Genomic DNA, 24944 nt, shown 5'->3' with positions numbered 1-24944 from the left:
TGGTACAATCCGGGATCAATAACTCCGTCTTTCAGCGCTTTTCGGGCGCCGATGCGTTGCCGCAGCATCTGCATAATTGCGTTGTGGCAATCGGCAATTTCGATGGCGTTCATCGCGGTCATCAGGCGGTTCTCGAATCGGCACTTGAGATTGCTCATAAAGACGGATTGCCTGCGGTCGTGCTTACCTTCGAGCCGCATCCGCGCAGCTTCTTTCGCCCCGACGAACCCATAGACCGCCTCACAGGCGCGACTGAGAAGGCCGCGATTTTGCAGCAGATGGGTTTTGATGCCATTGTCGAGCAGCCCTTCACCGCGGAATTTTCCAGCTGTTCGGCTGAAGATTTTGTGCAGCATATCCTTATAGACAAACTTCAGGCGCGGCGTGTCGTCACCGGCTATGACTTTCATTTCGGTAAGGGACGGCGCGGTACGCCCGACTTTCTGCTTGAAGCAGGCGAGGGTGCCGGCTTCGATGTAACTCTGGTGGATGCGTTCAGCGATGAGGGCGGGCAGCCCGTCTCGTCGACCCGTGTGCGAAATGCACTCAGCGAAGGAGATGTCGCTTTGGCCGGGGGGCTTCTAGGCTATCGCTATCGCTTTTGTGGCGAGGTCATTCACGGTAAGAAGCTTGGGCGAACGCTCGGTTTTCCAACCGCCAATATGCAAGTGAGTGCACGCACGAGCCTCAAGCACGGCATATATGCTGTGCGTTTCCGGCGTCAGGACGGTAGCTTGCACAATGGCATGGCAAGTTTCGGTCGCCGTCCGACAGTCGATAGCGATGGTTTACCGCTTCTGGAAACATTTCTGTTCGATTTTACCGGCGACCTTTATGGAGACGTCGCCTGCGTGTCGTTCTTCGGATTTTTGCGCGGCGAAGTGAAGTTTGAAGGTCTCGATCCGCTGGTAGCACAAATGAAGCGTGACGAAGAAGAAGCCCGAGCTGTTCTGGCTGGAGCGCGTCCGCTTTCCGCACTAGATCACGTTCTTTCATTTGCCTGAAACATTCTGTTCTTAGGCTGATCTCAGACTTTAAGCCAAAATTTACGGTTTTCCGACAGAGACTATTAAACATCCCAAGTTTTGGGGGTGGTGTTTGTTGGAGTATTGTGTTTTGCGTATTTTTTTTCTGGCTTTCATAGCAGGCGCGATTTCGCCTGTGACTGGTTCAATCGCATATGCTGCTGACGCGCAGGAGCCTTATATTGATGCAGTGGCCGTGACGCCGCAGCCCGAGCGCAAATATTTTTGGTCCGGCGATTGGTATCTAAAGGTCGGCGCTGCCGGTCTGGTCGCTCCCAAATTCACCGGATCGAACAAATACAAGTTCTCTGCCCAGCCGTTGGTTTCTCTGGGACGTCAGGGCGAATCGACCCGCTTCTCCTCGCGTAATGACAATATTTCCTTCGCACTGATCGACAATGACCGCTTCCGCGTTGGCGTGGCGGGCAAATTTCTGTTTGAGCGCGATACCGAAATCGATGGTCTCAAGGAAACGAAATTCGGCGGTGAACTCGGTGGCTTTGCCGAAGTCTATCCCACTGACTGGATGCGTGTGCGCGGTGAAGTCCGCCACGGTATTCGCGCCCATAATGGCGTTGTGGCCAATGTTTCCGCCGATGTATTCCATGATGTGACACCTGCCATCCGCGTCTCTGCGGGACCGCGTGCGACCTTCGCCTCCAAAGATTATTTCAAGACCTATTTCGGTGTCAGCGGCGAAGAATCCGCCGCATCCGGGATAAGAGAATATAGCCCTAAGGGTGGGGTGGAATCGGTCGGCTTTGGCGGTGCCATCAACTGGAAGACCACCGAAAAGATCGACACGTCTCTGTTTGCCGAATATAGCCGCCTTCAGGGTCCTGCGAAGAATTCGAGCATCGTCAAACAGGAAGGCTCGCGTAACCAGTTCATGGTCGGTGTTTCCGCCACCTACCGTTTCGATTTCTCGCTCGACTGATCAGAACGGGGAACTGTCACCTTTTTCAGGGACAGACAGGCGCATTAAAGCGCCTGTCTGTCCCTTTCTTGTCCGTGCCCTCTTTATTCTTGCCAAACGCATTGCTAAAAGCGACCCCATGATGACGGATTTTCGGCTTATCATGATGGCCATACGAATTATTGGCCCGGCCTCCCGCTTTGCCTGATGCGTGACGTTCAGGTACTCTGAGCGTGGAAGTCCGGGAGCGAATGGCTGTGTTTTTGCAGCCCCCTGTTATCCCTTTTGTACTTGATCCATATGCTTGCCTTTCACTGCAGGCTTTACAGGCTAAGACCGATCATGACCGAGACGACCAAAATCGATTATTCCAAGACACTCAATCTGCCGCAGACCGAATTTCCGATGCGCGCGGGGCTTCCGGCACGTGAGCCCGTGCTCGTGCAGCGCTGGGAGGAAATGAACCTCTATAAAAAGCTGCGAGAGGATGCCAAAGACCGGCCACTTTATGTGCTGCATGACGGGCCTCCCTATGCCAACGGCAATATCCACATCGGGCACGCGCTCAACAAAATTTTGAAAGACGTGATCACGCGCTCGTTCCAGATGAGAGGCTTCAATTCCAATTACGTGCCGGGCTGGGATTGCCATGGCCTGCCGATCGAATGGAAGATCGAAGAAAAATATCGCGCACAAGGCAAGAACAAGGACGAGGTCGCCATCAACGAATTCCGCAAGGAATGTCGTGAATTTGCGAGCGGCTGGATCAAAATCCAATCGGACGAATTCAAGCGACTGGCGATCTGCGGCGATTTTGAAAATCCCTACACGACCATGAATTTCCATGCCGAGGCGCGGATTGCCGGTGAACTTTTGAAATTCGCCGCCTCCGGCCAGCTTTATCGCGGTTCAAAGCCCGTCATGTGGTCGGTGGTCGAACGCACCGCGTTGGCGGAAGCCGAAGTCGAATATCACGACATAGAGTCGGATATGATCTGGGTGAAATTCCCGGTAGGAGCAGCGAGTGTCGTTGGGGATGCCAAAGGTGAAAGGCTTTTGGATAATTTATTGCAATCTTCTATCGTGATTTGGACCACTACACCGTGGACGATCCCCGGCAACCGTGCGGTCGCCTATTCTCCGCGGGTTGAGTATGGCCTTTATAGAGTTACTGGTGCTGAAAATGACTTTGGTCCGCAAGCAGGTGAAAAGCTGATATTCGCTGATAAGCTAGCTGATGAATGCTTTAAAAAAGCAAAGCTTTCGTATGAGCGTTTGGATTCAGTCAGTTCAGAACAACTGGATAATATCGATTTACTTCATCCGCTCAAAGGTTTTGGCGGCGGCTATGATTTCACCGTGCCGCTGGTTTCCGGTGATCACGTTACCGACGATGCCGGTACGGGTTTTGTGCATACCGCCCCAAGCCATGGCCGCGAAGACTTTGAGGCATGGATGGACAATGTGCGTGAATTGGAAGCACGCGGCATTGACCCAACCATTCCGTTCCCGGTTGATGATGCTGGTTTTTATACCAAGGACGCGCCCGGTTTTGGGCCGGATCGCGAAGGTGGCGCTGCGCGTGTCATCGACGATAACGGCAAGAAGGGTGACGCCAACGAAGCGGTCATCAAGCAGTTGATCGCCCGTGATCGCCTGTTTGCACGCGGGCGGCTCAAACATTCCTATCCGCATTCATGGCGCTCGAAAAAAGCGGTCATCTTCCGCAACACGCCGCAATGGTTTGTCTATATGGACAAGAATCTTGGCGATGGCACCACGTTGCGTTCTCGTGCACTCACAGCCATTGATGACACCCGTTTCGTGCCGGCTGCCGGTCAGACGCGTTTGCGTGCCATGATCGAAGGGCGCCCGGACTGGGTGCTGTCGCGCCAGCGCGCATGGGGTGTGCCGATCTGCGTCTTTGCCGATGAGGATGGCAATGTTTTGCAGGACGATGTGGTCAATAAGCGCATTCTGGAGGCGTTTGAAGCCGAAGGGGCCGATGCATGGTTTGCAGACGGCGCGCGGGAACGTTTTCTGGGCAGCCGCGCCAGTGAGAACTGGGTTCAGGTGCGCGACATTCTCGATGTGTGGTTTGATTCCGGTTCCACCCACACCTTTACGCTTGAAGATCGTGCCGACATGAAATGGCCTGCAGATGTCTATCTCGAAGGCTCGGACCAGCATCGCGGCTGGTTCCATTCATCATTGCTCGAAAGCTGCGGCACACGGGGCCGTGCGCCCTATAATGCAGTTGTCACCCATGGTTTCACCATGGATGAAAACGGCAAGAAAATGTCGAAATCGCTCGGCAATACGGTGACGCCGCAGGATGTGATCAAGGAATCGGGCGCGGATATCTTACGTCTCTGGGTCATGACCACCGATTACTGGGAAGACCAGCGTCTGGGCAAAAGCATCATCCAGACCAATATCGATGCTTACCGCAAGCTGCGTAACACGATGCGCTGGATGTTGGGAACGCTCGCCCATGACGACGGCGAGACGCTTTCCCATTCTGATCTGCCGGAACTGGAACGGCTGATGCTGCACAGGCTTGCGGAACTCGATGAAGTGGTGCGTTCGGGCTATGACGCGTTCGATTTCAAGAAGATCGCACGTAGCCTGATCGATTTTATGAATGTCGAGCTTTCGGCCTTCTATTTCGATATCCGCAAGGATGCGCTTTATTGCGATGCGCCTTCGAGCACGCGCCGCAAGGCAGCCCTTCAGACAGTGCGGGCGATTTTTGATCGCGTGACGACATGGCTTGCGCCGATGCTGCCCTTTACCACGGAAGAAGCATGGCTCGACCGCTATCCTTCGGCGACTTCGGTGCATCTGGAGCAGTTCCGCGCGATCCCAACTGAGTGGCGCGACGATGTGCTGGCTGAAAAATGGCGCAAGGTGCGTGCTGTACGCCGGGTGGTAACGGGTGCCTTGGAGCTTGAACGCGCCGACAAGCGCATCGGCTCGTCGCTGGAGGCTGCTCCGATCGTGCATATTGCCGACAAGAGCCTTGCCGATTCGCTTGATGGTCTCGATTTCTCCGAAATCTGCATCACCAGCGGCATCGTGATCACCGATCAGTCCGCCCCGCAGGCGGCTTTCACGCTCGATGAGGTGAGCGGCGTTGCCGTGGTCCCGATCCGCGCGACGGGTGAAAAATGTGCGCGCTCATGGCGCTATACCGACGATGTGGGAACGGACGCCGAATTCCCGGATGTGTCAGCGCGGGATGCGGCAGCACTCCATGAATTGAAGGCTTTGGGCCGTCTGGGCGGTTAGGTTCAACCAGCAACAAGCCGCCTTGCTGACAATGAGGCGGCTTGCCGCATGGATTGCACTCATGTACAAAGCTTTCTCTAATTAGTTCAATATCTGCCTTGGAGTTGCCGATTTTGTGCGGCAAGGCTTTCCAAAAGGCAAGCATTCGGCTGAAAAACCGGCAGGCGTAAAAGAAGTGGCGCTTATGAAGATTGAAGGACGAGTTCTGGTATTGATGACGGCTGTTGCGGGGCTTTCGCTCTCCGGCTGCATGTCTTCTCCGACCTATGGAACCGACAAAACAGCGAGTTCTCAGCTCCTCGACGACATGTCCAATCTGGCCAGCTTCGGCCAGGGTAAAAAGAAAGACCGGATCGATTACAAGCCGCGTCCGGACCTTGTGCGCCCGGCTGCCGGTGAAAAGGGGCAGTTGCCGCAGCCCCAGCAAAGCGTCGCCAGTGCTGGTGATCCAAACTGGCCGGAATCGCCCGAACAGCGCCGCAAACGTCTGCGCGACGAAATCACGGCTAATCGCGACGATCCGAATTTTGTATCCCCGATCGAACATGACGGTCCGGTGGCCGACAATCTGAAGGTGGCCTTACCAAGCGGCAGCAGTCGCCGCGAAGATTATGCGTCGCGCACGCCCACTGTGGACCCGCAAAAGCTCGCGGCCCTCAAGGCGCAGCGCGCCCAGCAGTCGCACGGAAATTCTGCGACGCGCCGTTATCTGAGCGAGCCACCGCTGACCTACCGCGCACCGGCTTCAACTGCCGCCGCAGGCGAGCTTGGCACCGACGAGGCGCAAAAAGAGCGCGAGCGTAAGAAGGCCGCCGGCAAGGGCAGCAAGGGTTGGCGTGATTATATGCCCTGGAACTAATCATAGTTTATAATATCGCATTTTTAGCCGCATCTTGTGTTCACCGGATGCGGCTATTTAGTTTGCATATAGTCCTGCCTAGCATTTGGCTCGCGTCGGTTTTATTCGCTTGGTTTTTACCTCGGCAATTCTGTGCGATTTCGCTAAGAATATGTGGCGTATATTTTGTAGCAACGATAGATGGTACTGATTAATCAATTCGCACTGAACTAAGGGCTATCGCTTTTCGCGAAAGAATTTTTTGAGAATTTCCCGGGCTTCACTTTCGCTGAATCCTCCATAGACTTCAGGAACATGATGGCATGTAGGCTGTGTGTAAAAGCGTCCTCCATGTTCCACACCGCCTCCTTTGGGGTCGGACGCACCGTAATAGAGCCGTCGGATGCGCGCGAAGGAAATCGCTGCCGCGCACATGGCGCAGGGTTCAAGCGTCACGTAGAGATCGCAGTCGTTCAAACGTTCCGCTTGGAGTGCCTCGCCCGCCGCGCGGATTGCGAGCAACTCCGCATGTGCGCTCACATCATTGAGTTCTCGCGTGCGATTTCCACTGCGCGCAATGATATTTCCCGCATGCACGATGACGGCGCCTATCGGTACCTCTCCGCGCGTGGCTGCTGCCCGCGCTTCTTCGAGGGCCACATCCATGGGCGTTGCAGCATTTTCAATCTCGAACATCCGTGCCATGACCATCCATTTCATGCATTCGGTCAAATTTTGCTCGCAAGCCAGCATGCGATTTGTTACTGCATAATTCTCGAAATCGAAATCGATTTGCGAACAGAATTATTTGGCGTTTCCGATCCGGTCTGCTCCGGCCCGGGCCTGATTGTCCTTTACCCGGCTTCAGGGTGCAAGACGATGCGGTAGCGCTGCTGAAAAGGCCACTATCAAATGACCACAGAAGACGACGACAAGGGCGGAAAACGCCCCCAGAGCCGTAACCGGCAGGCAGATGACCGTACCAGTCGCCGCCGCGAGGGTGATGGCCGCGATGTGTCACGCAATGCGGATGACCGCAAGCGGCCCGCGCGCGACGCACAAGCCGACGATGACGGCAGCGAGCGTATCGCCAAGCGCCTTGCGCGGGCGGGCATTGCATCACGTCGCGAAGCGGAAACCATGATTGCAGCTGGGCGTATTGCGCTCAACGGCAAGGTGCTGGAAAGCCCAGCCGTGAACGTCAAGCGTACCGACATGATCACCGTGGACGGCAAGCCTCTAAAACCTGCCGAGCGTACTCGGCTATGGCTTTATCACAAACCTGCGGGTCTGGTGACCACCAATCGCGACCCTGAAGGCCGGGCAACGGTTTTCGAGGCGCTGCCTGCCGAAATGCCACGCGTGCTTTCGGTCGGACGCCTCGACATCAATACAGAAGGCCTTTTGCTCCTGACCAATGATGGCGGCCTGTCGCGCGTTCTCGAACTACCCTCGACCGGCTGGCTGCGCCGCTACCGCGTACGTGCGCATGGCAAGGTCACGCAGGCGCAGCTCGATGAGCTGAAGAACGGCATTGCCGTTGACGGCGTGTTCTATGGCAGCGTGGAAGCGGCGCTGGAGCGGGAACAGGGTGCAAATGTCTGGATTTCGATCGGGCTGCGTGAAGGCAAGAACCGCGAAGTGAAGAATATTCTGGGCGCGCTCGGCCTGACGGTTGGTCGCCTGATCCGTGTTTCCTTTGGGCCTTTCCAGCTTGGCGATCTCGAGGAAGGCGCTGTGCGCGAGATCAGGGGACGTATCTTGCGCGATCAGCTTGGCGACAAGCTGATCGAGGATTCCGGTGCCGATTTTGACGCACCGATCCATAATGAATTTTCCAATGCCGTGGTCAAAGGTAGCACGGGCCGCGAGCTGGACCAGAGCAGGGTGGAGCCTGAAGGTGATCGCCGCCGTGCTCCACGCGAGCGCGAATGGATTTCCAGTCAGGGCGAACGTCGCAAGCCGCGTGAAGACAAGACCGAAAAGGTAGAGCCGCGCCGTCGCGGCAATGCTAATGTCTGGATGGCGCCCGGCGCACGTCCAAAAGGCGAGAAAGCGGCAGCGAAGCCTGCGCGCGTCGAGCATCAGGTTCCGCATCGTGCTGCTAAATTCAGCGGTGATCTCCAGATGCGCCCGCGCCGCGACGACGACGAGCGACCAAGGCGAGACGATAATGATGAGCGTCGCGGTCCACGCGGCGAAGGTCGTTTCGACAAGGATCGTCCCCGTCCACAGGGGAAGCCTTCGCACGGGCCTCGCTTTGACGGGACTGGCAAGCGCGATGATCGACGTGAGGACGACCGCAAGGAGCGCCGTCCGGGAAAGCGTGAGCGTGCGGAATTGCGCGATGGCGCTTCAGGTGAGCGTTCCAATAACCGTCCGCACGGTGGTTTCGATGGCCGGCGGTCGGATCGTCCGGATAAGCCTGTAGGACCACGTGGGGAGGGTCGTTTCGGCGGTTCGGATCGCGATACGCGCTCGACCTCCCGCAGTGACGCTCCACGCAGGCCAGGTGGCGGTAAGCCTGATGGAAGACCCGGCGGAAAACCAACCGGTAAATCGGGTGGACGGCCAGATGGTAAATCAGGCAGCGGCGGTTCTGGTAACGGCAAGCCGAATGGCAGACCAGGAGGCAGCGGTGCGGATCGTCGGCGGTAGGCTGCGCGGGCGTCCCCTTGTAACGCCAGCCACAAACGCCATCCGCCCTACCACGGACCGTACGCGCGAGAGCTTGTTCAATATTCTCGCGCACGGCTTTCCTGACAAGGTAGAGGGTGCCCGCGTGCTCGATCTTTTTGCCGGCACCGGGGCGCTTGGGCTTGAGGCTTTATCTCGCGGTGCGCGGTTTGCCACTTTTGTCGAGGAATCGGCAGAAGGCCGGGGGCTTCTGCGCCAGAATATCGAAGCCTTCGGCTTGCAGGGCCACAGCAAAATCCTGCGCCGTGACGCCTGTGCGCTTGGCATTGTAGGCACCATGGAGCCATTCGATCTCATCTTTGCCGATCCGCCTTACGGGCGAGGCCTGGGTGAAAAGGCGCTGTTGTCGGTGCTTGACGGAGGATGGCTTAATCCTGACGCACTTTTAGTGCTTGAAGAGGTCGCGGACGCGCCCCTTAATCTTGATGGGCGATTCGTGGTCACTGAAGAACGCAATTATGGCGACACGATCATCCGGTTGATCCAGCTGCAATCTGGCGCCTGATCTGAACTGAAGCATATCACCCGGTCTCTCCGGGTAAACCTATTGGAGATGTCGCTTGGCGAAGAACACCTCACTGCGGCGCCTGTTGCTGTCGACTGCCCTGGGTTTCACTCTCGCTCTGCCGATTGGCACAGGAACCGTCTGGGCGCAGTCGGAAGAACCCGCCGCCCAGCAACAAAGCAAGCCTGAGGGGCAGGCTTCCGACACACAGCTTCCCGATATCACCCAGTCTGACGGTATCAGCAGTTTCACGCTCGACAATGGTTTGAAGGTCGTGGTCATCCCTGATCACCGTGCGCCGGTCGTCACCCAGATGGTCTGGTATCACGTTGGCTCGGCTGATGAAGCGCCCGGCGTTTCGGGCATAGCGCATTTCCTCGAGCATCTGATGTTCAAGGGCACGAAGAACCATCCGGCAGGCGAGTTTTCCGGTAAGGTAGCGTCGATTGGCGGGCAGGAAAACGCATTCACCTCTTATGACTATACCGCTTATTATCAGCGCGTCTCGCCCGAAGCGCTGGAAATGATCATGGATTTCGAATCCGACCGGATGCAGCATCTGATTCTGAACGAGGAAGCGGTAACGACCGAGCGTCAGGTCATATTGGAAGAGCGGCGCATGCGTGTCGATTCGACACCTGCTGCCATGCTCATGGAAAATTCCGATGCCGTGCTTTTCTATAATCATCCCTATCGCAAGCCCGTCATCGGTTGGCAGCAGGAAATGGAGAAGCTCAGTCTCAAGAACGCCATCGATTTCTATCAGCAGTATTACACGCCGAACAATGCCACACTCGTGATTGCAGGCGATGTGACGCCTGAGCGCGTACGCGAGCTTTCCATGAAAACTTGGGGGCGTGTCCCCAAGCGTGCCGAAGTTGGCCCCCGTGAACGTCCGCAAGAGCCTAAAAAACATGCGGCGCGCGTCGTTACGCTTCATGATGAGCGTATCAGCACGCCGTCTTTCCGTATTTCATGGCTGGTGCCGTCTTATGCCAATGAAAAGCGTTTTCCCGATGTGAAGCCGGACGATGCGGCGGCACTGGATCTGCTGGGCGAAATTCTTGGCGGTGGTTTGCGCTCGCGTCTTTATCAGGAACTGATCGTCAAGCGTGGCATTGCTGCCAATGCGGGTGCCAATTATGGCGGAGACGCGCTCGATGACGGTACGTTTTCCGTCTATGGCGCCCCGCGTGATGGTGCAACGCTTGCAGATGTAGAAAAAGCAGTCGAGGCGGAAGTGGCGAAAATCGTCAAGGATGGTGTTACACAAACCGAACTCGATCAGGCGCGCAACCGCTTTTTGAAGGCCGTCATTTTTGCGCGTGACAGCCAGACCGGGATGGCGCGTATTTACGGATCCACGTTGTCGGTCGGGCAGAGCGTTGAGGACATCCAGAAATGGCCGGACCTGATTAAGTCCGTAACCACAGACCAAGTCAAGGATGCCGCAGCGCGCTATCTCGTCAAGGATCAGTCGGTGACGAGTTATCTCCTGCCACCCAACGCCGAACCGGAAAACGCCAAGCCGCAAGATCAGGCCGATCCGGATGCACAGGGTGCGAATAATGAAAATTCGGGAGGAGCCGTCCAGTGAGTAACAATTTTATGCCGACTTTCTTCCTATCCTTCTTCAGGGGTAATTTCCGTCTGCGCCACGCCCGCGAGTTTGCCGCTACGTTCGTCGCCGCTTTTACTTTGTTGATGGTCTGCGCGTTACCAGCGCGCGCTATCGATATACAAGAAGTGGTCTCATCAAAGGGCATCCGTGCCTGGCTGGTGGAAGATAGCTCCGTGCCGTTGGTCTCCATGCAATTCTCTTTCAAGGGCGGCGCTTCGCAGGATCCCACGGGCAAGGAGGGGCTTGCCAATCTAATGACTGGCCTTTTCGATGAAGGTGCTGGCGATCTCAATTCCGATGTATTTCAGGAACGCATCGATAATCTCGGCGCGGAAATGAGTTTTTCTGCGTCGCAGGATTCGGTTTCTGGTTCCGTGCGCATGCTGTCCGAAAATCGCGATTCGGTGACCGATCTGGTCTCGCTCGCCGTCAACAAGCCGCGTTTTGATCAAAATGCAATTGATCGCATCCGGGCGCAGGTCGTCGCCGGTATCGAGGCGTCGCAGCGCAACCCCTCCACCATCGCGTCGCGTCGCTTTGCCGAAGTGCTTTACGGCAACCACCCTTATGCACGTCCCGATGACGGGACCGTAAAGTCGCTCAAAACCATCGAGCGCGACGATCTCGCCACATTCCATCGCAAGAATTTTGCGCGTGACCGGCTAACTGTTGGTGTTGTTGGTGCAATAAACGCGAAAGACCTCGGCACTCTTCTCGACAAGGTTTTTGGCGATCTGCCTGCCTCAGCCGAGCTGGTTCCCGTTCCCGATGCCAAGCTTGCGCTGGGAACCACGACGAGCCTCAACTTCGATGTGCCGCAGACAGCGATTGCCTTTGTTTATCCTGCATTGCCACGCAAGGACCCCGGTTTTTTTGCCGCCTATCTGATGAACCATATTCTGGGTGGCGGGTTCACATCGCGCCTTTATGCGGAAGTGCGCGAGAAACGCGGGCTTGCCTATTCGGTCTCGTCCTCGATGGTGTTGCGCGATCACGTTTCAGCTTTGACCATTTCCACGGCAACCCGCCCGGACAAGGCGCAGGACTCGCTCAAGATCATCCGTGAGCAGGTAGCCGCAATGGCAAACGACGGACCGACCGAGGCCGAACTTGCCGCCGCAAAGAGCTTCCTCAAAGGGTCTTATGCAGTCAACAATCTCGATTCGTCAGCCGCCATTGCTTCGACGCTTGTCGGATTACAGGAGGCCGAATTGCCGCGCGATTATATCGACAAGCGTTCTGAGCTGATCGTTTCCGTAACGATCGATCAGGTCAAGGCAGTCGCCAAAAAACTGCTTGAGGCCGAACCGGCAATTTTGGTTTTCGGCCCGGCCAAAAGCTAGGGAGCGAAGTTTGAAGGACGTAATGCCATCATCACCACGTATCGCAGTCGCTTTCGGCGGCGGCGGTGCGCGTGGCATTGCGCATATTCACGTTGTCGAGGTGCTGGACGAACTGGGTCTCAAGCCAGTGGCCATTGCCGGATCATCAATCGGCTCTATCGTTGGGTCCGGCGTCGCAAATGGCATGAGCGGCAAGGAAATTCGCGCCTATATGGGGGCAATTTTCAATCGTCGCTCGGAAGTGGCACGGCGCGTTTGGCAAACCCGACCCGAACGCTGGGTGGAGCTTTTGACCGGTGGCTTTCGCGTCAGCCAGTTCAATATCGAGAAAATCATCGACGTTTTTCTGCCGCCGGAGCTTCCTGCCACCGTCGAAGCGCTGAAAATTCCAATGACCATCACTGCTGCTGATTATCATGCGGCAAAAGAAGTCCATATCACCGACGGCGATCTGCGTTCTGCCATTGCAGCATCCTGCGCCATTCCGCCGGTCTTTGCACCGGTGCGCCGCAACGGGCGTATTCTGGTTGATGGCGGGCTGTTCAATCCGGTGCCGTTTGATTTGCTGTTCGATCATGCCGACCTCGTCATCGGTATCGACGTGGTTGGCGCGCCTGTCGGAGGCGACGATCATATGCCCACCACATTCGAGGCCGTCATGGGCGCGAACCAGCTCACCATGTGTGCTATTATCGATAACAAATTTCGCCTTCGACCGCCGCATATTTTTCTCAGGCCGGATGTCAGCCGGATCGGCTTGCTCGATTTCCTGAAGTTCGAGCAGATATTGACCCAAAGCGCCCATGTGCGTGATGAGCTGAAATATGCCATCGAACGCAGCCTCGAAGGTAATAATCTGCCGACATTATCCTGAAGTATATTATTGGGCAGCTTCGTCTATGGCATTCTCGACCAAAGGTGCTGACGCATCGCCTGCTTTATCGATGCGCTGTCCTTCGCGCGAAGGTTTGACCAGAGGTTCCGGCGTCACCGGCTTGTTGAACAAAAGGTGGCGTCCGGCCAGGATGCCTTCGGATGCCTGCACATGTAGACGGTCCTCGTCGCGCTGACGTACATCCTCTCGAATAGCATAGGCATCGGATTCTGCGAGACCAAGACTTTCCAGCGCGCGTTGTCCGAACAACAGACCTGATTCGAAGGTCTCACGCAGTTCATATTCCACGCCTTGCGCGCGCAACTGCAAAGTATGTTCACGGTCATATGAGCGCACATAAAGCCGCACATCGGGATAATCGGACTGGATCAGATTGACGATACGATTGGTGATTTCCTTCTTATGCGTGCAGATGGCAACGATCTTGGCTTTGCGGATGCCTGCAGCTTCCAGAACGTCTTTACGGGTGCCATCGCCAAAATAAATGCGAAAACCGAACTTGCCCGCCGCGCGAACCCGATTGGGCGAATTATCGATCACGGTCACATCAATGCCGCCGGCAAGCAGGATCTGTGATGCGATCTGGCCATAACGCGAAAAGCCGATCATCAGCACGTCGGCGCCTGCACCCTCGAAATTCTCATCCATCGTGTCATCGACCTTGTCCTTGATGAGAAGTTTAGAACCCAGCGCCACCGAAAGCGGCGTCAAAGCCATGGAAACGGTGACGGCGGCGACAAGCTCCGAACCAAGCGCGCTCGATATGACTGCAGCAGCGGATGCGGCTGAAAACAGCACGAAAGCAAATTCACCGCCCTGTGGCAGCAGAAAGGCGACACGCACCGCATCATTATGGTTTGAGCGGAAGATACGGCAGAGAAGATAGATGATGATGATTTTGGCTGCCATGAAGAAAGGCACTGCCAGAAGAATAGTCTTCCAGTATTGCAGGATAACAGCAAGATTGAGCGAAAGCCCCACCGCAACGAAAAAGAGGCCGAGAAAAATGCCACGAAACGGTTCGATATCGGCCTCAAGCTCATGTCGGTATGAGGATTCGGCCAAAAGAACGCCAGCAATGAATGCACCCATCGCCATCGACAGACCCGCCGCCTGCAAAAGACTTGCCGAGCCAAGTACAACGAAAAGGGCGGCTGCGATCATGACCTCACGCGCGCCGGTGTTGGCGATAATGCGAAACATTGGATTGATCAGATAACGCCCGGCGACGACGAGTGCCGCGATGGCGGCGATTGCCATCACCATATGGAAACCGGCGCTGACCTGCGACGGTTGATGCGGCGACAAAGCGGGAATGATCGCCAATATGGGTACGATGGCGAGATCCTGAAACAGCAGGATAGAAAAGGCCCTTTGCCCATGCTTCTGGTTGGTCTCAGCACGGTCTTCCAGTGTTTGCATGGCAAAAGCCGTGGAGGACAGCGCTAGTCCGAAACCGACGATGATCGCTGCTTCAGGGCTGAGCCCGGCGAGATAAATGCCGAGCGCGCTGAGCGCTGCGCCGCACAAAAGCACCTGCGCCGCCCCAAGGCCAAAAATCGCATGGCGCAAAGACCAGAGCCGCGAGGGCTTGAGTTCAAGGCCGATGATAAAGAGCAGAAACACCACGCCAAGTTCCGAGAAATGCAGGAATTCTTCCCCATCGGCGATAAGGCGCGCAATCGGCCCAATGGTGATACCTGCTGCAAGATAGCCGAGAATAGTGCCTAGCCCCAGACGCTTGAACAACGGCGCAGCAATGATGGCACCGCCCAGGATCATCAGGGACTGAAGGTAGAGACTTCCACCGGTTGCAACCATGCATGCGCTCTTGGAATTTGGATAATGTGGACGGGTTTGCCTTGAAGGCTCCCGATTTCGGCAATATACAAACTAGATATGGCGCCTCTCAGTCATATGTCGAACAAAATGACGTTATTTTTTAGCAAGGTTTTGTCGCGCATTGATATAAACCGCGATTGCGCTTCTTTGCTCAAAAGCTTGCGGAAACAGGATTAATTAATGATTTCAGATAATTCGGCTGGAAAACTCATTGACCGTGCTGCTCGGCTGGTTGAGGCAGCCAAGCGCGCCGGTGCCGATCATGCCGACGGCGTCGTCACGCGTTCACGCGCCGTCAGCGTTTCAGTCCGCCTTGGCAAGGTGGAAGGAACCGAATCGTCGGAAAGCGATGATTTCGCGCTTCGCGTTTTTGTCGGACGGCGGGTGGCCAGTATTTCAGCCAACGGCGAGGTGGATCCCGAAAGTCTCGCGCAACGTGCGGTCGCCATGGCGCGGGTATCACCCGAAGACCCGTTCGAAGCGCTTGCCGATCCCGCTTCGCTGATGAAAACGCCGCGTGATCTCGACCTTTTTGACGCCACTGAAGTCGATACCGACCGCCTGACGCAAGACGCGCTGGCTGCGGAAGCCGCGGCACTTGCGGTAAAGGGCGTGACAAATTCCGGTGGAGCGGGCGCATCACGCGGCATGGGCGGTCTCGTGCTTGTGACCTCAACCGGTTTTACCGGGCATTATGCGGCCACGCGTTTCGGACGCTCTGTTTCGGTGATTGCCGGCGAGGGTACGAAGATGGAACGTGATTACGATTTCAGTTCGCGGTTACATTTTTCCGACCTTGATGCGCCGGAGGCTATCGGACAGCGGGCAGGCGAGCGTGCCGTGCGCAGGCTTGGTGCACGGCAGGCAAAGACCGGGCCGGTAACGGTGGTATTCGACCCGCGTCTGGCACGCGGAATTGCCGGGCATCTCGCCAGCGCCATCAATGGCGCGTCGGTTGCCCGCAAGACGAGTTTCTTGCGCGATTATCTGGGAAAGCAGATTTTAAAATCCGGCGTTGACGTCACGGACGATCCGCTGCGGGTGCGTGGTTCTTCTTCGCGGCCGTTCGACGGCGAGGGTCTTGAAGGCCAGCCGCTGACGATGGTGGAGAACGGAGTGTTGCGTCATTGGTTGTTGTCGGGTTCCAGTGCGCGCGAACTTGGTTTGACCAGCAACGGTCGCGGCGTTCGCTCGGGTTCCAGTGTTACGCCCGCCTCGACCAATTTCGCCATCGAGCCGGGTCGTGAGGCACCTCGGGACCTCATTCGAGCCCTTGGCACCGGCTTTTACGCAACCGAAGTATTTGGGCAGGGCGTCGATATGGTGACGGGGCAATATAGCCGTGGCGCATCGGGTTTCTGGATCGAGAATGGCGAACTTGCCTATCCGGTGAGCGAAGTCACTATCGCGTCGAACCTCAAGGATATGTTCCTCAACATGACGCCAGCTTGCGACATCGACCGCAATTTCGGCATAACCGCCCCCACCCTTGTTATCGAAGGAATGACTCTTGCCGGAAACTGATGGCCCGGAAACTGATAGGCTGGAAACTGCAAAATCCGACGCGGTATCTCGTGAGGACATCAAGGCTGAACTGGTTCTGTTGCGCGATGCGGCGCAGGAGGCTGGTCGCATTGCCATGCGTTATTTTGGCCAATCCCCCGAAGTCTGGCTGAAAGGCGGTAGCTCGCCGGTTAGTGAAGCAGACCTTGCCGTTGACCGCTTCCTCAAGGACGCACTGCTGTCTGCAAGGCCAGATTATGGCTGGATTTCGGAGGAAACCGTCGATGAACGGCCAAAGGCTGCGCGCAGCCGCTATTTTGTCGTCGACCCAATCGACGGCACCCGCGCCTATATTGGCGGGCAGAAGCAATGGTGTGTGAGCGTTGCCATTGTCGAGGAGGGCCGGCCGATCGCCGGTGTTCTCGAGTGTCCGGTTCTGGATGAAACGATAGAGGCGGGAGAGGGGCGGGGTGCTGTGCAAAATGGCGTGCCGGTCCGTGTGCAACTGCCACTGGAAGGGCAGGAGGTCACCATCGCCTCGGCGCGCGCAATGACCGATGCATTGCCGGAAGCCTGGCGTGAACGGGTCAGGCTCCACCCTTATGTGCCGTCCCTTGCCTATCGGATTGCCATGGTGGCGCGCGGTGACATTGCCGGGACTTTCGTCCGCCCAAATTCAAACGACTGGGATCTGGCAGCGGCCGACCTTATATTGAGTGAGGCAGGCGGCGCGCTGCGTGACAGCCACAACCGTGCGCTCGTTTATGGTGGGGCATCGCCCAGCCATGGCGCGCTGGTTGCCGCCAGTGGCAGCCTCTTGCAGGAAATGTTGAGTGTTGTCGCGAATTGAGCGTTGGGTTAAAGCATTCCGCGAAGCGAAATTGTTTAGGGATTTATTGAAAATGAGCGCAGAAGGCGATAAAAAACAGCTTCTTCATCTGGTATTCGGAGGAGAGCTGAAAAATCTTGGCAAGGTGGAATTCCGCGACCTCGAAAATCTCGATATCGTCGGCATTTATCCAAATTACGAAACAGCCAAGACCGCCTGGAAGGCCAAGGCACAGCAGACAGTCGACAATGCGCATATGCGCTATTTCATCGTGCATCTGCACCGGCTGCTCGATCCTGATGGTGTAACGCTGACGGCGGAGTGAAGCTTGCCTTCGCCCCGTGCTGACATGACGGAAAAAACAAAAATGACCGAAGGTTTCGCAAAGCGTCTGTGGCGGCGCATTCGCGGACCGCTGGCGCAATCTGCTGTCGTTAAATCGGCACTGGTCTGGCTTTTGACCAGCTATTTCAGGTTTGTCTACGCGACCAACTCGCCGCTGAAAAACTCGGTCGACCCGCAAAGCGCCATGGATTTTTCGCCGTTCATCGTGACTTTCTGGCACGGACAACACATCATGGCACCGTTCATCTGCCCGAAGGGCGAAGATGTTGTTGCCATGTTTTCACGCAGTGCCGACGCGGAACTCAACGCACGCGTGGCGGAAAAACTGGGGCTCATCACTGTGCGTGGTTCTGGCGGACGTGCTTCGCGTTCCAGCGCCAGAAAGGGCGGCGCGCGCGCACTCCTGACTTTAAAAAATGCGCTGAAGAACGGGCAGTCGGCGTCGATGATCGCCGATATTGCGCATGGAACAGCGCGCGAAGCGGGCGAGGGCATCATTTTGTTGGCGAAATTGTCCGGTCGCCCGATAATTCCTGTTGCTTATGCTTTCTCGCGTAACCATGTTTTGGAGAAATCGTGGGACAAGACTGCGATTCCGTTACCTTTCGGACGATCAATGGTTGTTCGAGGCGAGCCTGTCTGGGTCGACACGGAAGCAGATGAGCAGCAATTGGAGGATAAACGCATGGAACTGACGCGCCAGCTCAACGATGCAACGGCGCGTGCCTATGCGGCACTGGAGGAGGCGAAATGAGCGAACGCTGGGCACGCAATATCCTGTCGGCCTATCGTATGTTCGGCTCTGCCGCCTATCCTTTCATGGGACCTTATATTGCCTACCGCGCCTCGCGCGGCAAGGAGGAGCGCAAGCGGCGCGGCGAACGATACGGCAAGACGGCCATTGCGCGCCCGCAGGGCCCCGTGATCTGGGCACATGCGGCAAGTGTGGGCGAAACGGTCGCTGTTGCACCGCTTGTCGAGAGGATCGCGGCTACCGGTATTCATATCGTCATGACGACCGGTACGGTGACCTCGGCAGGCATGGTTTCCGAACAACTCGGGCACAAGGTTATTCATCAATATGCGCCGCTCGATCTGCAACCGGCGGTCAACAACTTCCTCGATCACTGGAAGCCCGATCTGGCAATTGGATGCGAATCGGAAATCTGGCCGGCCACCGTATTGTCGCTGGGCAACCGCCATATTCCGCATGTTCTCGTCAATGCCCGCCTGTCGGACCGCTCTTATGGCGCGTGGCGCAAGCGCCCGGCACTGGCCGAAGCGCTGTTTGAGAATTTCGCGCATGTGGTTGCGCAATCAGATCTCGACGGTGAGCGTTTCCGTGCCCTTGGCGCAAGACCGGTTACGGTATCAGGCAATCTGAAAGTCGATACGGCCTTGCCGTCCACCGACGCCTCGGTGCTGGCAGCATTCAAGCAGCAGATTGGCGGACGAGCAATCTGGGCTGCAATCTCCACACATGACGGTGAAGAAACCATTGCAGCTGAAGTGCATAAGATGCTGAAGATGCGTTACAAGGATATCGTCACGATCATCGTGCCCCGCCATCCCCATCGTGCCGAAGCCATAGAATCGATGCTTGCCGAAAAAGGTCTGAAAGTCGCAAAACGCAGCAGTGGCGCGCCGATCGAAGCGGATACGGATGTGTTTCTGGGCGATACGATCGGCGAAATGGGACTTTATCTGCAACTGACGAATATCGCTTTCATTGGCAATTCCTTGACCACGGAAGGCGGTCATAATCCGATGGAACCGGCGATGATGGGGGTCGCTATTCTTACCGGGCGTAATGTGCAGAATTTCCGCGATTCTTTTCAACGTTTGATCAAAAATGGCGGGGCACGCGTGGTCAAAGACCGTAATATGCTGGCAGGTGCCGTCAACTTCCTTCTAGCCAATCCCGACAGTATAGATGCCATGGCGGAAGCGGGTGCGCGGGCTGTTAGCGATATGAGCGGGGCGCTGGAGCGCACGATCACCGCTCTGGAGCCGTTCATCCAACCGCTGATTCTTCAGGCGCAACTGCCCGGAAATCGTAACGAAGCAGCTTTTATTCACGGCGGCATCTGACATGGTCAGCGAAGCGCCGCCCTTTTGGTGGGACAAGCCTGACTGGCGCGCTTTGTCGCTGGCACCTGCGGCTTGGATCTACGGCGCGATTGCAGGACGAAGGTTGGTCCGCGCCGCGCCGCCGAAAGTCGCGGCACCCGTTCTTTGCATCGGCAATTTCACCGTGGGAGGGGCGGGTAAGACGCCGACAGCCATTGCATTCGCCGATGCGGCCAAAGCGCGAGGCCTCAAGCCCGGCATCGTTTCACGCGGCTATGGCGGCAGCTACAAGGGACTTCATGTCGTCGACCCCGATCACGATAGCGCGCGCCGTGTCGGTGACGAACCCTTGTTGTTGGCCCGTCACGCATCCGTGGTGCTGTCACCGGACCGCTTCATGGCGGCGCAACACCTACGCTCCTTCGATTGCGATTTCATCATTATGGATGACGGCTTCCAGAGCGCGCGGCTTCATGCCGATTTTTCGCTTCTGGTGGTGGATTCAACGCGCGGCATCGGCAATGGCAAGGTGGTTCCGGCGGGTCCATTGCGCGCGCCACTGACTGACCAGATGCGCAAGACCGACGCGCTTTTGCGCATCGGCAAGGGAAGTGGTGCGGATTTCGTGATCAGGCAGGCGGCACGGGCCGGTCGACCGATCTATGAAGCCGTGCTGACTGCCTCATCAACCGCATCACTTCACGGTAATCGCTGGTTAGCCTTTGCAGGAATCGGCAATCCGGACAAGTTTTATGCAAGTCTTCGCGATGCCGGAGGAGAGATTGTGGTCACGCGTTCCTTTCCCGACCATCACAGCTTTCAGCCCGACGAATTGCGCGATCTGATGCAGACAGCGCAGAAACAGAACCTCGGAATGATTACTACCGCGAAGGACCACGTCCGGCTTAAAACGATGCTTGGCGTGCCGGAAGCGTTTCTGGCACGTCTCGCGGTTCTTGATGTCAGTCTTGAATTTTCTCGCCCGGACGCGCTCACAAATATTCTCGACGCCACGATCGAACGCTTTAAATCACGTTCGCACGGCTGAATATTCAGCCTTTCTTGCGGCTGCGCAGATCTGGGTTGAGCTCAAGCTCGCGTTCGAATGAAATCAGCCCCGACGCATAGGCTTCCTGTCGCGCCACGCTCCAGTAACGCAGTTCATCAAGCGCAATGGGCGCGCCCGTCACGGCACAGGTCACAAAGGAGCCGTGCTTGACGATCTCATAATCGCCGTCGAGATAGCGCAGGACAGCTTGCGAGGAAGAATGGGGTGATTCAAATCTGTTCATATGCGTAAAACCTTTGCGCAGGACTTTAGCAAGCACCACTTCCCGCGTCCAGCCCGCAAACCTTTCAACGTCTGCCGAAAAGCCTTTCTATATCGCTGAGTTTGAGTTCGATATAGGTCGGGCGACCGTGATTGCACGTGCCGGAACCGGGTGTCGCTTCCATGTCGCGCAGCAGCGCATTCATTTCTTCCGGTTTAAGCCTGCGGCCCGACCGGACCGACCCATGGCAGGCCATGGTGGCCGCAACATGATGCAGCATGGCTTTCAAACCGTCCGATGTGTCGTGCTCAGCGATTTCATCGGCGAGATCACGGATCAATTGCTGCGCGTTCATCTCGCCAAGCATGGCAGGCGTCTCACGCACAGCGATAGCACCGGGGCCGAATTGTTCAATACCAAGGCCGAACCGCGCGAGCGTCTCTGCGTGGCTTGCCAGTCGCTCGGCATCTTCTTCCGGCAGATCAACGATTTCGGGGATGAGCAGCATCTGCCCGGGGATGGGGCGTGAATGCAGCGCATTTTTAAATGCCTCATAGACCAGTCGCTCGTGGGCTGCATGTTGGTCGACGATGACCAGACTATCCTGTGTCTGCGAGACGATATAATTTTCGTGGATTTGCGCGCGTGCTGCACCAAGTGGCTTTTGCTGCAATTCGACAGGTGCGTCTTCGAGCCACCCACGTGCATCGGCGGCAGGCATATCGACTTCTGCTATCGTTGACTGCCCATCTTCATGGAAAGAAGGACCAGCCGGAAAATCAAGCGGCCTGTGCGCAGGATGCGCGGTCTCAGGCGACCATTCGCTACGTGGGCTCACTTGCGTGGCAGAGCGCCAGTTCTGCGATGTATATCCGGCAGAAGCCGTGTGCGGTTGCGTGCTCTGGGCGCTAAACGCCTGCAGCATCGCCTCCGCGCCTCTGGTTGCCGGACGAATGCCCGAGAGTGCCAGGGCCTGCTTGATGGCACCGACGATAAGTCCACGGATGAGGCCCGGATCGCGAAAGCGGACATCGGCCTTTGCCGGATGCACATTGACGTCGACAAGGGCCGGATCAAGGTTAAGAAAAAGAACGGCTACGGGGTGGCGGTCGCGCGCAATGACATCGGCATAGGCACCACGCAACGCACCGAAGAGCTGCTTGTCACGCACAGGCCGTCCGTTGATATAGGCAAACTGATGCTGGGCATTGCCGCGATTATAGGACGGTATACCGACGAAACCGGCGAGCCTGACACCGTCACGCTCTGCATCAATTGCCAGTGAGTTCTGGGTGAAGTCCTTTCCCAGTATCTGCCCGATGCGTTCCAGCGTCGCGTCTGCCCCATGGCCTGTCGCTGGTAATTCCAGCGGTATGCGGTCGGTGCCTGCAAGCGAAAAGCGGATATGCGGGAAGGCGATGGCGATGCGCTTGAGCATATCGGTGATCGCCGAAGCTTCAGCACGGTCGGTCTTCATGAATTTGAGCCGCGCGGGCGTGACATAAAAAAGATCGCGCACTTCCGCAATGGTGCCACGATTAAGCGCCGCCGGACGGGGCCCAAGCAACCGTCCGCCCTCCACCAAAATCTCGAAACCAGACTCCGCATCAGGCGTTCTAGATTTAAGTGTGAGTTTTGCAACCGAACCGATCGAAGGCAAGGCCTCACCACGAAAGCCCAGGGCTCGGATATCGTGCACATCGTCTTGAAGCTTGGAGGTACAATGGCGCGCGACGGCAAGCGGCAACTCATCGGCGGGAATACCCGAACCATTATCGGTCACGCGCAAAAGCGTCTTGCCGCCACCGCCTGTCACCACCTCGATACGCGTGGCGCCTGCGTCGATGGCATTTTCGACTAGTTCCTTGATCACACTGGCAGGTCGTTCGATGACCTCGCCGGCCGCGATCTGGTTGATAATGGTTTCGTTGAGAAGACGGATGGACATGCGGTATTATAGGCAGATTCGCCCGTGGGCGATAAGGGTTTGCATTCGAACTGCTGCCAATCCATTTGTGGACAAAAGAAGAAGCGAAGGACGACCGGGTGACCATTTCCCTAAAGTATAGCCTCTCTACTCTGGTCATGATGGCGGCCGCGGTTTTCTCAGCACCACAAAGTGCTTCAGCTGGAGCCTGCAAGCCGATCACCTTTGAGGGCACAAGCTATATTCTGTGCACGCCGGAAGAGGGAAAAGGCACGTTGCGCCTGTTCTGGCAGAATGCGGATGGCAAGCCTTACCGTTATTTTTCAAGGCTTGCCAAATCCGTAATAGAAGAAGGGCAGCGGCTTGTTTTCGCAATCAATGCCGGAATGTATCGTGAAGATTTTTCGCCGCTGGGACTCTATATCGAGGATGGACAGGAATTGCGTCCCGCTGACACAGGCAAATCCGATGGCGCGAAAGGTCCGGTGCCGAATTTCTACAAGAAGCCGAACGGTGTCTTCTTCGTGGGGGAAAAGCAGGCAGGCATCCTGACAACCGAGACATTCCTGAAAGAACGCCCCAAGGTGCAATTTGCAACCCAGTCGGGTCCGATGCTGGTGATCGCCAATAAGTTTCATCCTGCTTTTATCGTCGGATCGAAAGATCGTACCCGGCGCAGCGGCATTGGTATCTGCGAAAAGGGCGCAGTTCATATCGCGATTAGCGAAGACCCGGTCAACTTTCATGATTTCGCACGATTATTTCGCGACCACCTGAAATGCCCGAACGCACTCTTTCTTGACGGTGGGCAGGGTGCTGGCATCTATGAACCCGCACTTGGGCGCAACGATTTCTCTTGGCATGGCGGTTTCGGACCAATTCTGGGACTCGTGGAGTAGTCCCAGATTTTCCTAGTTTGATGCACCGTGCTCACCGGTGCCGAAAAAAAACCAGCTTTTCTCTTAGCCTGAATGGGGCTTTCCTGATAAACAATAGGGAGCCATAATGGTTCTCTGATCTCGGCGGGGAATGCAATACATGAATCGAAGAGGGGATACTCCATGCACTATCTGAAATTGACCGCTTTGGCACTTACCGCTTTCACGGCATTGAATGGCGCGGCCTTCGCCGCCGATCCGGCTGCATGCCAAACCATCCGCTTGTCCGATCCGGGCTGGACCGACATCACCTCCACCAATGCCATTGCCAGCGTATTGTTAAACGGGCTTGGCTATAAGGCTGATGTGAAGACCATGTCGGTGCCGATTGGCTATGAAGCGCTCAAAAGCGGTAATACCGACGTATTTCTTGGCAACTGGATGCCTGCGCAGCAAAAATTCCGTGACGATCTCGATCAAGCCGAGGCCGCCGAAGTGATTGTGAAGAATCTCGAAGGTGCGAAGTTCACGCTGGCGGTGCCTGATTATGTGGCAAACGAAGGCGTGAAGGATTTTGCCGATCTTGGTGCCCATGCGGACAAGTTCAGCAAACAGATCTATGGTATCGAACCCGGAGCGCCCGCTAACCAGAACATCGAAAAAATCATTGCCGATGAAAAATTCAAGCTTGATGGCTGGAAGATCGTTGAATCGAGCGAGCAGGCGATGCTGGCGCAGGTCGAGCGTAAGAATAAGGACAAGAATTGGGTTGTGTTTCTCGCCTGGGCGCCGCATCCCATGAACACCAAGCTCAATATTGAATATCTGACCGGCGGCGATGATTATTTCGGGCCGAATTTTGGCGGGGCGGAAGTGTTTACTTTGGCGCGCACCGGCTGGGCTGCCGAGTGTCCAAATGCCGCGACATTTTTCAAGAATCTGGTGTTCAGCGTCGATATCGAGAATGCACTGATGGACAAGATCCTGAATGACGGGACAGAAGGACCGGATGCAGCCAGGCAATGGCTGAAGGCAAATCCCACGCAGATCGACACATGGCTTGAAGGCGTCACCACCTTCAAGGGTGAACCGGGCACTGAGGCCGTCAAGGCCAGTCTCGGCCTCTGATCACACGCTATTCTGTGTTT

20 protein-coding genes and 1 pseudogene are annotated in these 24944 nt (G+C 56.4%); 17 read left to right on the top strand and 4 right to left on the bottom strand.

The features are described from left to right. The first annotated feature begins 14 nt into the window (after positions 1-14). From AAIB41_RS14905 to AAIB41_RS14890, 4 genes are all read left to right on the top strand, one after another. Entirely contained in the window at positions 15-1004 is a 990-nt protein-coding gene (locus AAIB41_RS14905) for a bifunctional riboflavin kinase/FAD synthetase (RefSeq protein WP_343316091.1), read from the top strand. A 94-nt stretch (positions 1005-1098) separates the two neighbouring features. Beyond that, positions 1099-1962 carry a MipA/OmpV family protein gene (locus AAIB41_RS14900; protein ID WP_343314825.1) on the top strand — a complete coding sequence of 288 codons (864 nt, stop codon included), beginning with the start codon at positions 1099-1101 and terminating at the stop codon, positions 1960-1962. A 321-nt stretch (positions 1963-2283) separates the two neighbouring features. Then, on the top strand, positions 2284-5232 hold the full coding sequence (gene ileS, locus AAIB41_RS14895; RefSeq protein ID WP_343314824.1) for an isoleucine--tRNA ligase: 2949 nt from the start codon (positions 2284-2286) through the stop codon (positions 5230-5232). A 184-nt stretch (positions 5233-5416) separates the two neighbouring features. Then, positions 5417-6091, top strand: a complete 675-nt coding sequence (locus tag AAIB41_RS14890) for a hypothetical protein (RefSeq protein ID WP_343316090.1) — start codon at positions 5417-5419, stop codon at positions 6089-6091. A 216-nt stretch (positions 6092-6307) separates the two neighbouring features. Here AAIB41_RS14890 and AAIB41_RS14885 read toward each other — a convergent pair whose 3' ends face one another. Further along, positions 6308-6781, bottom strand: a complete 474-nt coding sequence (locus AAIB41_RS14885) for a nucleoside deaminase (RefSeq protein WP_343316089.1) — start codon at positions 6779-6781, stop codon at positions 6308-6310. A 158-nt stretch (positions 6782-6939) separates the two neighbouring features. Here AAIB41_RS14885 and AAIB41_RS14880 point away from each other — a divergent pair. The 5 genes and pseudogenes from AAIB41_RS14880 to AAIB41_RS14860 all read left to right on the top strand — a co-directional run bounded on the left by AAIB41_RS14880 (position 6940) and on the right by AAIB41_RS14860 (position 13110). After that, a pseudogene (locus tag AAIB41_RS14880) lies at positions 6940-8728 on the top strand (pseudouridine synthase). Next, positions 8688-9272, top strand: coding sequence for a 16S rRNA (guanine(966)-N(2))-methyltransferase RsmD (gene rsmD, locus AAIB41_RS14875; protein ID WP_343316056.1), 585 nt, complete (start codon positions 8688-8690; stop codon positions 9270-9272). The pseudogene AAIB41_RS14880 and the gene rsmD overlap by 41 nt, the downstream one beginning before the upstream one ends. Positions 9273-9327: 55 nt before the next feature. Then, complete coding sequence (locus tag AAIB41_RS14870; RefSeq protein WP_343316055.1) at positions 9328-10869, top strand: pitrilysin family protein; 1542 nt, start codon at positions 9328-9330, stop codon at positions 10867-10869. 107 nt (positions 10870-10976) lie between these two features. Then, entirely contained in the window at positions 10977-12236 is a 1260-nt protein-coding gene (locus tag AAIB41_RS14865) for a pitrilysin family protein (protein WP_343316088.1), read from the top strand. A 22-nt stretch (positions 12237-12258) separates the two neighbouring features. Next, positions 12259-13110 (top strand): patatin-like phospholipase family protein, encoded by an 852-nt coding sequence (locus AAIB41_RS14860; protein ID WP_343316054.1) that lies wholly within the window; start codon positions 12259-12261, stop codon positions 13108-13110. Positions 13111-13116: 6 nt separating this feature from the next. Here AAIB41_RS14860 and AAIB41_RS14855 read toward each other — a convergent pair whose 3' ends face one another. Then, positions 13117-14952: a monovalent cation:proton antiporter-2 (CPA2) family protein gene (locus AAIB41_RS14855; RefSeq protein ID WP_343316053.1), complete on the bottom strand. Its 1836-nt coding sequence runs from the start codon at positions 14950-14952 to the stop codon at positions 13117-13119. Between the two features lie 201 nt (positions 14953-15153). Between AAIB41_RS14855 and AAIB41_RS14850 the strand changes: the two genes are divergently transcribed. The 6 genes from AAIB41_RS14850 to lpxK are packed head-to-tail and all read left to right on the top strand — an operon-like array spanning position 15154 to position 20768. Then, complete coding sequence (locus tag AAIB41_RS14850) at positions 15154-16497, top strand: TldD/PmbA family protein (RefSeq protein WP_343316052.1); 1344 nt, start codon at positions 15154-15156, stop codon at positions 16495-16497. 58 nt (positions 16498-16555) lie between these two features. Continuing rightward, a complete protein-coding gene (locus AAIB41_RS14845; RefSeq protein ID WP_343316087.1) occupies positions 16556-17326 on the top strand; it encodes a 3'(2'),5'-bisphosphate nucleotidase CysQ in 771 nt (256 codons plus the stop codon). Between the two features lie 52 nt (positions 17327-17378). Beyond that, positions 17379-17630 carry a DUF4170 domain-containing protein gene (locus AAIB41_RS14840; RefSeq protein ID WP_343316051.1) on the top strand — a complete coding sequence of 84 codons (252 nt, stop codon included), beginning with the start codon at positions 17379-17381 and terminating at the stop codon, positions 17628-17630. Between the two features lie 42 nt (positions 17631-17672). Next, positions 17673-18404, top strand: coding sequence for a lysophospholipid acyltransferase family protein (locus AAIB41_RS14835; RefSeq protein WP_343316050.1), 732 nt, complete (start codon positions 17673-17675; stop codon positions 18402-18404). Beyond that, complete coding sequence (waaA, locus tag AAIB41_RS14830; protein WP_343316049.1) at positions 18401-19741, top strand: lipid IV(A) 3-deoxy-D-manno-octulosonic acid transferase; 1341 nt, start codon at positions 18401-18403, stop codon at positions 19739-19741. Before AAIB41_RS14835 ends, waaA begins: the two co-directional genes overlap by 4 nt. A gap of 1 nt (position 19742) precedes the next feature. Beyond that, entirely contained in the window at positions 19743-20768 is a 1026-nt protein-coding gene (gene lpxK / locus AAIB41_RS14825) for a tetraacyldisaccharide 4'-kinase (protein WP_343316048.1), read from the top strand. A 4-nt stretch (positions 20769-20772) separates the two neighbouring features. On the opposite strand, the gene AAIB41_RS14820 is transcribed toward lpxK, so the two are convergent. Together AAIB41_RS14820 and mutL are read right to left on the bottom strand one after the other, a co-directional pair. Then, a complete protein-coding gene (locus AAIB41_RS14820) occupies positions 20773-21012 on the bottom strand; it encodes a DUF2093 domain-containing protein (RefSeq protein WP_343316047.1) in 240 nt (79 codons plus the stop codon). Between the two features lie 64 nt (positions 21013-21076). Continuing rightward, entirely contained in the window at positions 21077-22939 is a 1863-nt protein-coding gene (gene mutL / locus AAIB41_RS14815) for a DNA mismatch repair endonuclease MutL (protein WP_343316046.1), read from the bottom strand. 140 nt (positions 22940-23079) lie between these two features. Between mutL and AAIB41_RS14810 the strand changes: the two genes are divergently transcribed. Beyond that, the gene (locus tag AAIB41_RS14810; protein ID WP_343316086.1) at positions 23080-23817 is read left to right on the top strand and encodes a phosphodiester glycosidase family protein; all 738 of its coding nucleotides are present in this window, start codon (positions 23080-23082) and stop codon (positions 23815-23817) included. Between the two features lie 162 nt (positions 23818-23979). After that, entirely contained in the window at positions 23980-24924 is a 945-nt protein-coding gene (gene choX / locus AAIB41_RS14805; protein ID WP_343316044.1) for a choline ABC transporter substrate-binding protein, read from the top strand. Positions 24925-24944 lie beyond the last annotated feature (20 nt).

It is taken from the genome of Brucella sp. BE17, from assembly GCF_039545455.1.
In the GTDB taxonomy this organism is placed as follows: domain Bacteria; phylum Pseudomonadota; class Alphaproteobacteria; order Rhizobiales; family Rhizobiaceae; genus Brucella.
This window is presented reverse-complemented; position numbering and strand designations above follow the sequence as displayed.